Consider the following 13,840-nt stretch of genomic DNA (forward strand, 5'->3'; position numbering starts at 1 on the left):
TCGGCCGGAGCTGGTGGCGCGGCCGCGGCCCGCGGAGCTTCCCGCGTCGTTCGCGCAGCAGCGGCTGTGGTTCCTGGACCGGCTGGAAGGCGCGAGCGCGACCTACAACCTGCCGGTGAGTTTCCGGTTGGCCGGGCGCGTGGACGCCGGGGCGCTGGAGCTGGCGCTCGGTGACGTGGTGGCCCGGCACGAGTCCTTGCGGACCGTGTTCGCCGAGGCCGCGGACGGCGGCCGGGCGACCCAGGTGATCCTGCCGCCGCAGCCCTTCGCGCTGGAGCGCGTGGAGTGCGGGGCGGACGAGCTGCGCCACGTCCTCACGGCCGCGGCGGGCCATGTCTTCGACCTCGCGGCGGACCTGCCGCTGCGGGCGACACTGGTCTCCACGGGGGAGGAGGAGCACGTCCTGCTGCTCCTGCTGCACCACATCGCCGGTGACGGGGCGTCGATGGGTCCGCTCACGCGCGACCTGGGCGAGGCCTACGCCGCCCGCCTCGGCGGGAGCGCCCCCGCCTGGGCCCCGCTCGCCGTCCAGTACGCCGACTACACCCTGTGGCAGCAGGACGTCCTCGGCACCCGGAGCGGAGCGGACCAGGAAACCGCGCTGTCGAGCCAGCTGCGCCACTGGAGCCAGGCCCTGGCCGGGCTGCCCGTGGAACTGGAGATCCCGAGCGACCGCCCCCGCCCGCTGACCACGTCGAACCGCGGCCGGTCCTTCGAGGTCGAGCTGGGGGCCGAACTGCACGGCCGGCTGGCCGAGCTCGCCCGGACCACGGGCACGACCCTCACCATGGTCGTGCACGCCGCGCTCGCCACCGTGCTGACCCGGCTCGGCGCCGGGACGGACATCCCCATCGGCACCCCGGTCGGTGGCCGCACGGACGAGGCCCTCGACGACCTCGTGGGATTCTTCGTCAACACGCTCGTGATCCGCGCGGACACCTCCGGCGACCCGACGTTCACCGAACTCCTCGCCCGGGTCCGCGACACCAGCCTGGCGGCGTACGCGCACCAGGACGTCCCCTTCGAGCGGATCGTCGAGGAGCTCAACCCGCCCCGGCTGCCCGGCCGCCACCCCCTGTTCCAGGTCATGCTGGAGGTCGTCAGCGGCAGCGGCTCGGAGCTGGTGCTGCCGGGGGCCAAGGCGGAGGCCATGGCGGCCACCGAGCTGAACGTGGCGAAGTTCGACCTGAACTTCACCCTCTACGCCGACACCGCCGAGGGCGGCCGGCCCGGATCGCTCCGGGCGAGCGTCGGCTTCACGGTCGACCTCTTCGAGGCCCCGACCGTCCGCGCGCTCCTCGACCGGATCGTCCGCGTCCTGGACGCCGTCAGCGTCGACCCGGACCGGTCGATCGCCGCCCTCGACATCCTGGGCGCCGAGGAGCGCGAGCAGCTCGTCGCGCAGGGGGCCGGACCCGAGCCGGTGGACGCCTTCGCCGACAGCTCCAGCATCCAGGAGGCGTTCCGGCGCCAGGTGCGGCGCACCCCCGACGCGGTGGCCGTCCGCTGCGCGGGGCAGAGCCTGACCTACGCGGAACTCGACGAACGCTCCGACGCCCTCGCACGGCGTCTGGTCGCCGCGGGAGCCGGCCCGGAGCGTCCGGTGGCCATCCTGATGAGCCGTACGGTCGACCTCCTGGTCGCGCTGACGGGCATCCTCAAGTCGGGCGGCTACTACGTCCCCCTGCACCACGCGGCGCCGCTCGACCGCATGCAGACCGTGCTGGAGGAGTGCGGAGCCCGGATCCTGCTCACCGACGAGGTGATGCGGGAGCGGGGGCTGCCGCGGGCCGAGGTCGTGGTCCTGGTGGCCGGCGAGGACGAGGCCGCCCCGGACCCGGCCGCCGCAGCCGCGGTCGCGGTGCAGGGGCACCGCGAACAGCTCGCCTACGTCATGTACACCTCGGGCTCCACGGGGCGCCCCAAGGGCGTCGCCATCACCCACCAGGACGTCTTCGAGCTGGTCAACGACTCCATCTTCGTCCCCGGCGACCACGACCGGGTCCTGCTGCTCACCCCGTACGAGTTCGACCCGTCCACGTACTCCTTCTGGTACCCCCTGCTGCACGGCGGTACGAGCGTCATCGCGCCGGAGGCCGACCTCACGGTCGAGCGGCTGGCCCGGCTGCTGCAGGAGGAGCGCATCACGGGCGTGGACGTGACGGCGGGTCTGTTCCGGGTGATGGCCGAGGAGCACCCCGAGTGCTTCGACGGGGTCCGCGTCGTGATCACCGGTGGTGACATCGTGTCGCCCGTCGCCGTCCGACGGGTCCTGGAGCACTGCCCCGACCTGCTGGTCCGGAGCAACTACGGACCGACCGAGACGACCCTGTTCGCGACGTCGGCCCCGTGGCGCAAGGCCGCGGACGTCCCGGCTCCGGTGCCCATCGGCCGGCCGCTGGACGGCATGTCCGCCCACGTGCTGGACGACGCGCTGGTCCCGGTGCCGGTCGGAGTGACGGGAGAGCTGTACCTGTCCGGCACCGGCCTTGCCCGGGGCTACCTCAACCGGGCCGCCCTGACGGCGGAGCGCTTCGTGGCCGACCCCTACGGGCCGCCCGGCTCGCGGATGTACCGCACGGGCGACCGGGTGCGCTGGACGGCCGAGGGCCTGATCGACTTCGTCGGCCGCGCCGACAACCAGGTCAAGATCCGCGGGTTCCGCATCGAGCTGCCGGAGATCGAGTCCGTCCTCGCCGCCTTCCCGGGCATCCGCCAGGTCGCCGTCGTCGCCCGCGAGGACCGCCCCGGTGACAAGCGGCTGGCGGCGTACCTGGTCGGGGACGGCGAGATCGACCTGGACGCCCTGGACCGGCACGCCCGCCGGTCGCTGCCCGAGTACATGGTCCCCGCCGCCGTGGTCGTGCTGGACAAGCTCCCGCTGACCCCGAACAACAAGCTCGACTACCGGGCCCTGCCGGCGCCCGCCCTGCCGGAGCGTGACGGCCGGCCGCCGCGCACCCCGGCCGAGGCCACCTTGTGCGGTCTGTTCGCCGACGTGCTCGGGGTGGACGACATCCGGATCGACGACAACTTCTTCGCCCTGGGCGGTCACTCGCTGCTCGCCACCCGCCTGATCAGCCGCATCCGCACGGCGTTCGACTGCGAACTGCCGGTGCGGGCCCTGTTCGAGGCCCCGACCGTCGCCATGCTGGCCGCGCAGCTGGGCCGGGACGGCTCCGGCGACTCGCTGGGGATGCTCCTGCCGCTGCACGCGCAGGGCTCGCGCCGCCCGCTGTTCTGCCTCCACCCGGCCATCGGCCTGAGCTGGTGCTACAGCGGACTGCTGGCCAGTCTCGGCACCGAACAGCCGGTGTACGGGCTCCAGGCACGCGGCTTCAGCGAGCCGGACGGCGGCCCGTGGAGCTTCGAGGAGATGGTCGAGGACTACCTCGCGGAGATCCGCTCGGTGCAGCCGCACGGTCCGTACGCCCTGCTCGGCTGGTCCTTCGGCGGCGTCGCCGCGCACGCCGTGGCGACACGGCTGCGGGAGAGCGGTGAGGAGGTCGACTTCCTCGGTGTGCTCGACGGGTTCCCGGCGGCGCCGGGGACGGCCGCCGGCACCCCGCTCCGGTACGACGACCCGGACGTGTGGCCCGCGCTGACCGACTCCGTCGGGCACGACCCGGCGGAGCCCGGCAGTCCACTGGCGGAGCTCGGCGAGGACGGGTTCGCCGCCCTGGCCCGGGTCTTCGTGGACGTGTCCAACCTGCGCGGGACCTTCGCCACCGGGACCTTCGACGGGTCGATGGTGTTCTTCCGGGCCGCGGTCGACGCCCGCGTGGACGACCCGGCGGCCGTCTGGGCGCCGCACGTGCACGGGGACGTGGAGGTGCACGAGATCGCCAGCACCCACGGCGGGATGACCGCGCCCGGACCCCTCGCGGAGATCGGCCGGATCGTCGCCGGCCACCTCGAAGCCCGGTCGTGAGGAGAGGTACGCATGTCACAGGGCACCGGCCCCGAGTGCGTCGTCATCAGTGTCGGCGCCGCCGCCCTCCTTCCGGGAGGGCGGCCCGACGCCGAGCGGTTCGCCGCACTCGCCGACGACGTCGTGCGGATGCGGGCCGAGGGCATCCGGCCCGTCCTGGTCAGCGCCGGTGCCGAGGCGGTCGGCGCCGCCCGGCTGGCGGCCGCGGGCACGAGCCCGCGCGCCGTCGGCCCGGCCGCCCGGCAGCTCGCCGCGGCGGCCGGCCAGGGCCCGCTCTTCGAGGCGTTCCGCAGCGCGCTGGAGGCCCGCGGCCTGGTGGCCGCCGACCTCCGGCTCACCCCGGCGGACGTGACGGGCCGCCAGCACCGGGCCGGGGTCCGCTCGCTGCTCGAAGCCGCGGTGCGGGCGGAGCTGGTGCCGGTCGTGAGCGAGAACGAGCCGCTCACGACCGGGGGCCCCGAGGTCCTCGCCGCGGTGCTCGCCGCCTCGCTGCGCGCCCAGCGGCTCCTGCTCCTGACGCACGCTCACGGCGGGGGCGCGGAGGACCTCGGCCCCGGGCCGCGGAACCGCCGGGTTCCGGAGGTCGCCGCCGTCACCGCCGCGACGGCCGCGACCGCCGCCGCCACCGGGCGGCTCCCCGGCACGGCGGAGACCGGCCCGGACGCGGACGGCACGCCCTCCACGCTGCGCGCCGCCTGGGTCGCGACGCTGGCCGGGGTGCCCGTGGTGATCGTCGGGGCCGACACCGAGGACGCCGTCGTGCGCGCCGTGCGCGGCGACGACATCGGTACGCTCGTGCATCCCCGCGTCTGCGCCACGGACCCGGACCTCGAACTCCTCGGGCGCTCGCTCCTCTCGCCGGCCCCCGGCCCGCGGCCGGGCCGCGCCGGCGGACCGTACGCCGTCGACGCCGTCGCCGACGACTGGCGGATCGTCTCCCGCCCGGGCGTGCGACCGCTGCCGACCGTCCGCCTGGCCACCGCCTGACCCGCCGCCCCCGCTCGTCCCACCCCAGAAGGAGCCCAGCTTGTCCCGCAAGCCCCCCATGCCGAAAGCGTTCCGCCGGCTCTGGCTCGCCTCCGGCGTGTCGTCCTTCGGCGACGGGGTCTACCTGACCGCCCTGCCGCTCCTGGCGGCGACCCTCACCAGGGATCCCGTCCTGCTGTCCCTGGTCACCGCGTCGTCCCTGGTCCCGTGGCTGCTGTTCGGCCTGATAGGCGGGGCGCTGGTGGACCGCTGGGACCGGCGCCGCACCATGTACGTCACCGACGCCGTCCGCGGCGCGCTGCTGCTGGCGGCCGTCGCGGGCGCCGCGGCCGGCTGGCTCGGCGTCCCCCTGCTGATCGCGCTCGCGTTCCTGCTGGGCATCGGCCAGATCCTGTTCGACACGGCGGCCTCCGCGTACCTGCCCGAGGTCCTGGACCGGGACCCGGGCCTGCTGAAGCGGGCCAACGCCCGGCTGCGCGGCACCATGGACGTGCTCGACGGCTTCGCCGGCCCCCCGATGGGCGCGGCGCTGTTCAACCTGGGCCGCACGATCCCGCTGGTCACCGACGCGGTCTCGTTCCTCCTCAGCTCCCTCGTGATCCGCTCGCTCCCGGCGAGCCCGCCCAAGCCCCCGGCCCCCAAGCGCTCGCTGCTGAAGGACGCCCGCGAGGGGGCGAGCTACCTGCTGCGGGACCCGCTGCTGCTCGGGCTGTCCCTGCGCCCCGCCCTCGGCAACTTCGCCTTCAGCGCCGGGGCCGCGGTGTTCGTCCTGTTCGCGCAGGAGGAGCTGCACCTGAGCGCGACCCAGTACGGCATCCTGCTGACCTCCGAGGCCGTCGGCGGCTTCCTGGGCAGCCTGGTGTGCGGCTGGCTCAGCGACCGCATGGGCACCGGCCGGGCCCTGATCCTGACGGCGGCCCTGCTGACGGCGGCGCAGACCACCATCGGACTCGCCGACGACCCCTGGCTCGTGGGCGGTGCGATGGCGGTGCGGGCGGCGGCCCTCGGCGCCACCATCGTGCTGTCCGCGTCGGTGCGGCAGTCGATCGTGCCCGACGCGCTGATGGGCCGGGTCACCGCGGCCGGGCGGCTGATGTCCCTGGGCGCCGCGCCGATCGGCGCGCTCCTGGGCGGCTGGCTCGCGCACGTCGCGGGGCTGCGCGCGCCGTACCTGGTGGGTGCGCTGTTCCTGGCGGCCAGCACGCTGATCAGCCTGACCATGACGTCCAACCGCAAGGTCGAGGCGGCGATGGCCAAGGCCGAGCAGGAGCGCCGGCGCGCCGACGAACCGGCCGAGGTGGCGCCGTGACCCTGCTGAGGTCGGTCCGCAGGGCGCGGCGGCGCCTGGCGGAGCTGTTGTGTTGCGGCGCCTGCGTCACCCTCCGCGCGCGCGGGATCGACGCGGCGGCCACCGGCCGCGGACGGGCCCCGTGAGCGGGAGCGCGTGGGCGTGCGCCGGGGCGCTCACCCTGGTCGCCGCCGCGCTGGTCGCGGTGCGCTGGGCAGCCGGGGCCCTGCTGCCGGGACTGCCCCCGCTGCCCTGCGACCTGCCCGCCCCCGCGTACGTCGCCGTCCTCGTCGGCTTCGCGGGCGGGCAGGTCGCGGCCGACCTGCCGCTGCGGCTCGGGCCGGGCCACTTCGCGCTGCTGTGCGGGCCGCTGCTGATCACCGCCGCGGCGTGCGGAGCACAGCAGCGGCGCCCCGACCTGGTCTGGGCGCCGCTGCTGACCACCGCGGTGGCCCTGGTGGTGGGCTTCCTCGTGGTGGGTCTGACCGTATGAGCCCGGGGACGGGCCCGAGGACGATTTCCGGGACGAGCGCGAGGACGAGCCCCCGAGGGCCGCGGGTCCTCCCGGACTACTGGAGCAGGCCGTGCTGCCCGGCCAGGTATCCGGCCTGGAACCGGCTCCGCGCGTCGAGCGTGTCCATGAGCCGGGCGACCATCCGCCGGTAGGTGCGCAGGGCCAGCCCCATCTCGCGGGCGGCCGTCTCGTCCTTGGTGCCGAGTGCCAGCTGCCGCAGCACCTGCCGGTCCAGCGCGCTCAGCTCCTCCTTGACCTGCGGTGCGACCGCGTCGTCCGCGGGGTCGGTGGCTGTCAAGGAGCGCACCAGCATCGGCGTGAACGGCAGGTGGTGGCCGATGAGCGCGCCCTCGGTCCAGTCCTCCTGGTTGCGGGCCAGGACGACCACCGACCGGTCGATGATCACCATGCGCGGACTGCGGCCGGGGGTCGAGTGGATCTCGACCCCCTCGCGCGCCAGCGCGGCGAGCCGGTGCTCGGGCAGCGCGGCGCTCCCGCGGGCGGCCGCGGGGACGTACATCCGCACGCTCACCCCGGAGTTGCCGGTGAGCCCGTGCGCGGCGGCCACGTCGACCTGTCCTTCGAGCGGACCCTCGCCCGGCACGGCGAGCAGCACCTCGCTGCGCGCGCCGTGGATCGCTTGCCGGACCTGCGCCTGACCGGCGAAGTTCATCTGCATCTCTGAGCCCCCTGTGTGATCTGGCGGGAGCATAGGAAGAGCCTGACAACTCTGTCAACTTGTTGCCAAGCCCTTGCCAAGACGGTTCCGGCCCCCGGGTCGCGCAGCGGTGACCTGGGCGGATGGATAGCCTGGGCGGATGCTGTCCGAAGTGATCGCGACCCGTTACGTCACACCCCTGCGTGAAGGCGGCTCGCTCCCCGGAATCGTCGAGGCGGACGACCTCGGCACCTACGTCATGAAGTTCATCGGGGCCGGCCAGGGGCGCAAGACCCTGGTGGCCGAGGTGATCTGCGGCCGCCTGGCCCAGCGGCTCGGCCTGCGGGTGCCCGAGCTGGTGCAGATCCAGCTCGACCCCGTCATCGGGCTCGGCGAGCCCGACCAGGAGGTGCAGGAGCTGCTCAAGGCCAGCGGCGGGCTCAATCTGGGCATGGACTACCTGCCCGGCTCGATCGGGTTCGACCCGCTCGCCTACCAGGTGGACCCGGTCGAGGCGGGCCGAGTCGTCTGGTTCGACGCCCTGATCAACAACGTCGACCGGTCCTGGCGCAACCCCAACATGCTGGTGTGGCACGGCGACCTGTGGCTCATCGACCACGGCGCCACCATGATCTGGCACCACAACTGGCCCACCGCCGCCACCGCCGCGGCCAAGCCGTACAACGCCTCCGACCACGTCCTGGCCCCCGTCGGCCCGCGGGTCGCCGAGGCCGCGGCCGAGCTCGCGCCGCTGGTCACCGAGGAACTGCTCACCGAGGTCGCCGCCGACGTCCCCGACGAGTGGCTGGCCGGCGAGCCCGGCTTCGACAGCAGCGACGCGGTGCGCCGGGCGTACGTCGAGGCGCTGCTGCCGCGCGCCGCCACGATCCACGAGCGGATCTCGATGGACGCACCCGTCAAGGCCCCGCAGGGCCCGCCCGGCTGGCTCACCGACCACCTGACCGAATGGCCCCACCCGACCAGGAAGAAGAGCGACAGCCGGTGAGCGAGCGGGACGTGTTCGAGTACGCGCTGGTGCGCGTGGTGCCCCGGGTGGAGCGCGGGGAGTGCTTCAACGCGGGAGTGATCGTGTACTGCCGGGCCCGGTCCTACGTGGCCGCCCGGACCCACCTGGACGAGACCAAGCTCCTGGCCCTGGACCCCGGGGCCGACGTGGCGGGCGTACGTGCGGCGCTGCGCGGCGTCGAGGGCGTGTGCTGCGGCGGGGAGCGCGCGGGGCAGGCCGCCGGGGACGACGCCGGGCGGCGGTTCCGCTGGCTGATCGCCCCGCGCAGCACGGTGGTCCAGCCCGGCCCGGTCCACACCGGACTGACGGCCGATCCCGAGGCCGAGGTCGAGCGCCTGCTCGACCTGCTGGTGCGCTGATCGCAGGACGGCAAGGAGCCCGGCGCACGGTGCCGTTGACACCGGGTGCCAGGGCTCCTAGCGTCTCCTCAGCTGAAGCTACTAAGCGGTTGCTCACCCGTGGGCCGCCGCACTCAAGGGCGAGGAGAACCAGCATGTCCACCACCGAGCAGCGCGTCGCCATCGTGACCGGGGCGGCCCGGGGCATCGGCGCCGCGACCGCCGTACGGCTGGCCGCCGAGGGCCGCGCCGTCGCCGTACTCGACCTCGACGAGGCCGCCTGCAAGGACACCGTGGAGGCGATCACGGCGGCCGGCGGCAAGGCCGTGGCCATCGGCTGCGACGTGTCGGACAGCGCCCAGGTCGAGGCGGCCGTCGAGCGGGTCGCCACCACCCTCGGCGCCCCCACCATCCTGGTCAACAACGCGGGCGTGCTGCGCGACAACCTGCTGTTCAAGATGAGCGACACCGACTGGGACACCGTCATGAACGTGCACCTGCGCGGCGCGTTCCTGATGGCGAGGGCCTGTCAGAAGCACATGGTGGACGCGAAGTTCGGCCGCATCGTCAACCTCTCCAGCAGCTCCGCCCTCGGCAACCGCGGCCAGGCCAACTACTCCGCGGCCAAGGCCGGTCTGCAGGGCTTCACCAAGACCCTCGCCATCGAGCTCGGCAAGTTCGGCGTCACCGCCAACGCCGTGGCCCCCGGCTTCATCGTCACCGAGATGACCGCCGCCACCGCGGCCCGCGTCGGCATGGGCTTCGAGGACTTCCAGGCCGCCGCCGCCACCCAGATCCCCGTCCAGCGCGTCGGCCGGCCCGAGGACGTCGCCAACGCGATCGCCTTCTTCACCGGCGACGCGGCCGGTTTCGTCTCCGGCCAGGTGATGTACATCGCCGGCGGACCGCTCGACTGACCCGAGGGAGTGGACATGCGTCACGACGCAACGGACAGCGGCAAGGTCGCGCTGATCACCGGCGGCAGCCGGGGCATCGGCTACGGCGTCGCCGAGGCCCTGGTCGCCCGCGGCGACCGGGTGTGCATCACGGGCCGCAACGAGGAGGCGCTCAAGGAGGCCGTCGAGCGCCTCGGCGCGGACCGGGTCGTCGGGGTGGCCGGCAAGGCGCACGACGAGGCCCACCAGGCGGTCGCGGTCGAGCGCACCATGGAGGCCTTCGGCCGGGTCGACTTCCTGATCAACAACGCCGGCACCAACCCCGTCTTCGGCCCGCTCGCGGACCTCGACCTCGGGGTCGCCCGGAAGGTCTACGAGACCAACGTGATCTCGGCGCTCGGCTTCGCCCAGCGCACCTGGCACGCCTGGCAGAAGGACCACGGCGGGGCGATCGTGAACATCGCCTCGATCGCGGGCCTGGCCCCCTCGCCGTTCATCGGCGCGTACGGGATGAGCAAGGCGGCCATGATCAACCTGACCGTCCAGCTCGCCCACGAGATGGCGCCGGGGGTCCGGGTGAACGCCATCGCGCCCGCGGTGGTGAAGACCAAGTTCGCCCAGTCCCTCTACGAGGGCCGCGAGAGCGAGGCGGCGGCGGCCTACCCGCTGGGCCGGCTCGGGGTCCCGGCCGACATCGGAGGGGCTGCGGCATTTCTCACGTCGGACCAAGCGGAATGGATCACCGGCCAAACTCTGGTCGTCGACGGCGGAATCTTCCTCAATGCCGGAGTCGGCTGACCGATAATCGGACGAATTTCCCTCCGGCGGGGTGGCAAATACACCCTGAATATGCACGGAATCGGTCAAGTGCCCCACGGAACCACCCCCCTTGGATTCGTGGGGCGCTGCGGTAAGGTCTGCCGCACCATGGCTGATCGAGGAGCGTGCACGTGTTCAACCGGACCAGATGCCTGCAGACCTTTGCGGCCCTTGCGTCCATATCCCTGCTCGCCGGCTGCGGGCTCCTCTCGGACGACAGCAAGACCGAACAGAAACGCATAGTCGTCGGCACCACGAGCATGCCGACCACCCTGGACCCGGCCGCCGCCTGGGACGGCTCCTGGGAGCTCTACCGGAACATCTTCCAGACCCTCCTGAGCTTCCCGACCGGAAGCACCAAGCCGCAGCCCGACGCCGCCCAGTCGTGCGAGTTCACCGACGCGGCGAACGAGTCGTACCGCTGCACCCTGAAGAAGGGCCTGAAGTTCTCCAACGGCGAGGCGCTCGACGCCAAGGCCGTCAAGCACTCGCTCGACCGGATCCGCACCATCGGCTCCAAGGTCGGCCCCAAGGACCTCTTCGGCAGCCTGGAGCGCATCGAGACGCCCGAGCCGCTGGTCGTCGTCTTCCACCTCAAGACGCCCGACGCCACCTTCCCCTTCGTCCTCGGCTCGCCGGCCGCCTCGCTGGTCGCGCCCAAGGACTACCCCGCGGACAAGCTCCGCCAGGACGGCAAGGTGACCGGCTCCGGGCCGTACCTGCTGAGCTCCTACAAGGAGGGCTCCGAGGCCGTCCTCGACGGCTACGACGACTACCAGGGCTTCGCCCAGCGCCGTAACGAGGGGGTGACCATCCGCTACTTCACCGACTCGGCGAAGATGGTCACCGCGCTCAAGGAGAAGGAGATCGACGCGACCTACCGCGGCCTGTCGGCGGCGGAGATCAAGGACCTCCAGAGCCCCGCCTCGCACGCCAAGGGCGTCCAGGTGGTCGAGAACGTCGGCGCCGAGATCCGCTACCTGGTCATGAACCCGAAGGACCCGCAGGTCGCCAAGCCGGCCGTGCGCCAGGCCGTCGCCCAGCTCGTCGACCGCGGCGCGCTCGTGGCCAAGGTCTACCAGGGCACCGCCGAGCCGCTGTACTCGATGGTCCCCAAGGGCGTCGTCGGCCACAAGACGCCCTTCTACGACCGCTTCGGCCAGGCCGACGTGAACAAGGCCCGGAAGATCCTCAAGGACGCCGGGATCACCCAGACCGTCGAGCTGACCTTCTGGTACACCACCGACCGGTACGGCGCCTCCACGGCCGCCGAGTTCGCCGAGCTCAAGCGGCAGCTGGAGGAGAGCGGGCTGTTCCGGATCAACCTCCAGGGCAAGCCGTGGAAGGCGTACCAGGACGGCTACAAGAACGGCGAGTACCCGGTCTTCGGCCGCGGCTGGTTCCCCGACTTCCCGGACCCGGACAACTTCATCGCGCCGTTCGTCGGCAAGGAGAACGCGGTCGGCACCCCGTACGAGAACGCCGAGATCCTCACCGAGCTGCTGCCCAAGTCCCGCCGCGAGGGCGACCGCTCGGCGGTGTCCCGCGAGTTCGAGCGGGCCCAGCAGATCTTCGCCGAGGACGTCCGGCTGCTCCCGCTGTGGCAGGGCAAGCTCTACGTCGGCGCGCGCGAGGACATCGCCGGCGCCGAGCGGGCCCTGGACCCGCAGACCGCCATGCAGATGTGGGAGCTGTACCGCAAGACCAGCTGGTGACACCGGCTCGATGAGGGCGTTGTCAGTGGCCCCGGGTAGGTTCTGCACCAGATGCACGAACGCGTACCGGAGGTTGTCGACGTGACCCAGATGCTGCCCGAGTCCTGGCTCCCCGTCCTCGGCGGAGAGCTGGAGCAGCCCTACTTCAAGGAGCTCATCGAGTTCGTCGAGAAGGAGCGCGCGGCCGGCCCGGTCTACCCGCCCCGCGAGCAGGTCTTCGCGGCCCTGGAGGCCACCCCGTTCGACAAGGTCAAGGTCCTGGTGCTCGGCCAGGACCCGTACCACGGCGCGGGCCAGGGGCACGGCCTGTGCTTCTCGGTCCGGCCGGGGGTGAAGATCCCGCCCTCCCTGCGCAACATCTACAAGGAGATGCACGCCGAGCTCGGCACCCCCGTCCCGGACAACGGGTACCTGATGCCGTGGGCCGAGCAGGGCGTCCTCCTGCTCAACGCGGTGCTGACCGTCCGCGAGGCCGAGCCCAACTCGCACAAGGGCAAGGGCTGGGAGAAGTTCACCGACGCGGTGATCCGCGCGGTGGCGGACCGCCCCGACCCGGCCGTGTTCGTCCTCTGGGGCGCCTACGCCCAGAAGAAGCTGCCGCTGATCGACGAGAGCCGGCACGTGGTCGTCAAGGGCGCCCACCCCTCGCCGCTGTCGGCCAAGAAGTTCTTCGGTTCCCGCCCGTTCACGCAGATCAACGAGGCCGTGGCCGCCCAGGGCCATGAGCCGATCGACTGGACGATCCCGAACCTCGGCTGAGCCGCACCGCGCCCTGCGCGGCAATGTCGGTGCCTCCGGTTAGCGTCGTGACGATCAGACCGCAGCAGGTCTGGCGGGACGAGACCGGAGGCCGCGGTGACGGAGCAGCAGGAGGCGTCGGAGGACGCCGTCATGACCCGGATCGGCCAGGCGATCATCCTGCTGCACGCCGGCGACCGGGAGGAGGCCCGCAACCGCCTCGGCGAGCTGTGGGCCGAGATCGGCGAGGACGGCGACCCGCTGCACCGCTGCACGCTCGCCCACTACATGGCCGACGCCCAGGACGACCCCGCCGACGAGCTGGCCTGGGACCTCAGGGCCCTGACCGCCGCCGACGGGCTCGGGGACGACCGCGTGGCCCGGCACGAGCCGACCGTGGCGGTCCGGGCCTTCTACCCCTCGCTCCACCTCAACCTGGCCGCCGACTACCTCAAGCTCCGGCAGCCCGAGGCGGCGCGGATCCACCTGGCCCGGGCCCGGGCCGCCACCGGCGCCCTGCCGGACGACGGCTACGGCAACGGGGTCCGCGCGGCCATCGCCCGGCTGGAGCAGCGCCTGGCCGGGGACGCGGAGGAGGGGCCCCGCCGGGGACCGTTCCCCGGCCAGCACCCGTAGCCGCGCGGCGCCGGCGACCCGGGCAGCACCCGGGATCCTGGGCGCAGGCTCCTGGGCCCGCGGGCCGCGCTCCCCGGCCCGGTCCCCTCACTCCTCGTGGACGCCCGCGCAGATCCGGGCCTCGGGGCTGTCCGGCGCCCAGTGGCCGTGCCGGCGCCCCAGGGCGCACACGTCGGACGGGCGCATCGGCAGCTTCTTGATCAGCTGACGCGGGACCTCGCCCTCCTGCTGCCCGGGCCCGCGCGGGGGCCGGCGGCGCGGCTCGGCCGCGCCCGCCCGGCCGTCCTCCTCCG

General features: G+C 73.4%; 12 protein-coding genes and 1 pseudogene. 11 read left to right on the forward strand and 2 right to left on the reverse strand.

From position 1 onward, the window contains the following. The 4 genes from LG632_RS26390 to LG632_RS26405 all read left to right on the forward strand — a co-directional run. A partial coding sequence (locus tag LG632_RS26390; protein ID WP_226730052.1) for a non-ribosomal peptide synthetase occupies positions 1-3,931 on the forward strand: 3,931 nt, incomplete at its 5' end. A gap of 12 nt (positions 3,932-3,943) precedes the next feature. After that, positions 3,944-4,918, forward strand: coding sequence for an amino acid kinase family protein (locus LG632_RS26395; protein WP_226730053.1), 975 nt, complete (start codon positions 3,944-3,946; stop codon positions 4,916-4,918). Positions 4,919-4,958: 40 nt separating this feature from the next. Further along, on the forward strand, positions 4,959-6,227 hold the full coding sequence (locus LG632_RS26400; RefSeq protein ID WP_226730054.1) for an MFS transporter: 1,269 nt from the start codon (positions 4,959-4,961) through the stop codon (positions 6,225-6,227). Between the two features lie 121 nt (positions 6,228-6,348). Further along, positions 6,349-6,699, forward strand: coding sequence for a hypothetical protein (locus LG632_RS26405; RefSeq protein WP_226730055.1), 351 nt, complete (start codon positions 6,349-6,351; stop codon positions 6,697-6,699). 76 nt (positions 6,700-6,775) lie between these two features. Here LG632_RS26405 and LG632_RS26410 read toward each other — a convergent pair whose 3' ends face one another. Beyond that, on the reverse strand, positions 6,776-7,399 hold the full coding sequence (locus LG632_RS26410) for a hypothetical protein (RefSeq protein ID WP_226730056.1): 624 nt from the start codon (positions 7,397-7,399) through the stop codon (positions 6,776-6,778). A gap of 139 nt (positions 7,400-7,538) precedes the next feature. Between LG632_RS26410 and LG632_RS26415 the strand changes: the two genes are divergently transcribed. From LG632_RS26415 to LG632_RS26445, 7 genes are all read left to right on the forward strand, one after another. After that, complete coding sequence (locus LG632_RS26415; protein WP_226730057.1) at positions 7,539-8,384, forward strand: HipA family kinase; 846 nt, start codon at positions 7,539-7,541, stop codon at positions 8,382-8,384. Further along, on the forward strand, positions 8,381-8,764 hold the full coding sequence (locus tag LG632_RS26420) for a DUF3037 domain-containing protein (RefSeq protein WP_226730058.1): 384 nt from the start codon (positions 8,381-8,383) through the stop codon (positions 8,762-8,764). The genes LG632_RS26415 and LG632_RS26420 overlap by 4 nt, the downstream gene beginning before the upstream one ends. Before the next feature lie 134 nt (positions 8,765-8,898). Then, complete coding sequence (fabG, locus tag LG632_RS26425; RefSeq protein ID WP_226730059.1) at positions 8,899-9,660, forward strand: 3-oxoacyl-ACP reductase FabG; 762 nt, start codon at positions 8,899-8,901, stop codon at positions 9,658-9,660. A gap of 15 nt (positions 9,661-9,675) precedes the next feature. Next, positions 9,676-10,437 carry an SDR family oxidoreductase gene (locus tag LG632_RS26430; protein ID WP_226730060.1) on the forward strand — a complete coding sequence of 254 codons (762 nt, stop codon included), beginning with the start codon at positions 9,676-9,678 and terminating at the stop codon, positions 10,435-10,437. Between the two features lie 152 nt (positions 10,438-10,589). Next, complete coding sequence (locus LG632_RS26435; protein ID WP_226730061.1) at positions 10,590-12,173, forward strand: ABC transporter substrate-binding protein; 1,584 nt, start codon at positions 10,590-10,592, stop codon at positions 12,171-12,173. Positions 12,174-12,224: 51 nt separating this feature from the next. After that, entirely contained in the window at positions 12,225-12,932 is a 708-nt protein-coding gene (locus tag LG632_RS26440) for a uracil-DNA glycosylase (protein WP_226730062.1), read from the forward strand. Positions 12,933-13,028: 96 nt separating this feature from the next. Then, the gene (locus LG632_RS26445) at positions 13,029-13,547 is read left to right on the forward strand and encodes a hypothetical protein (protein ID WP_226730063.1); all 519 of its coding nucleotides are present in this window, start codon (positions 13,029-13,031) and stop codon (positions 13,545-13,547) included. Positions 13,548-13,634: 87 nt separating this feature from the next. Here LG632_RS26445 and LG632_RS26450 read toward each other — a convergent pair. Further along, positions 13,635-13,840, reverse strand: a pseudogene (locus LG632_RS26450) (hypothetical protein); the annotation flags it as partial.

The organism is Streptomyces antimicrobicus, assembly GCF_020532625.1.
Lineage (GTDB): Bacteria > Actinomycetota > Actinomycetes > Streptomycetales > Streptomycetaceae > Streptomyces > Streptomyces antimicrobicus.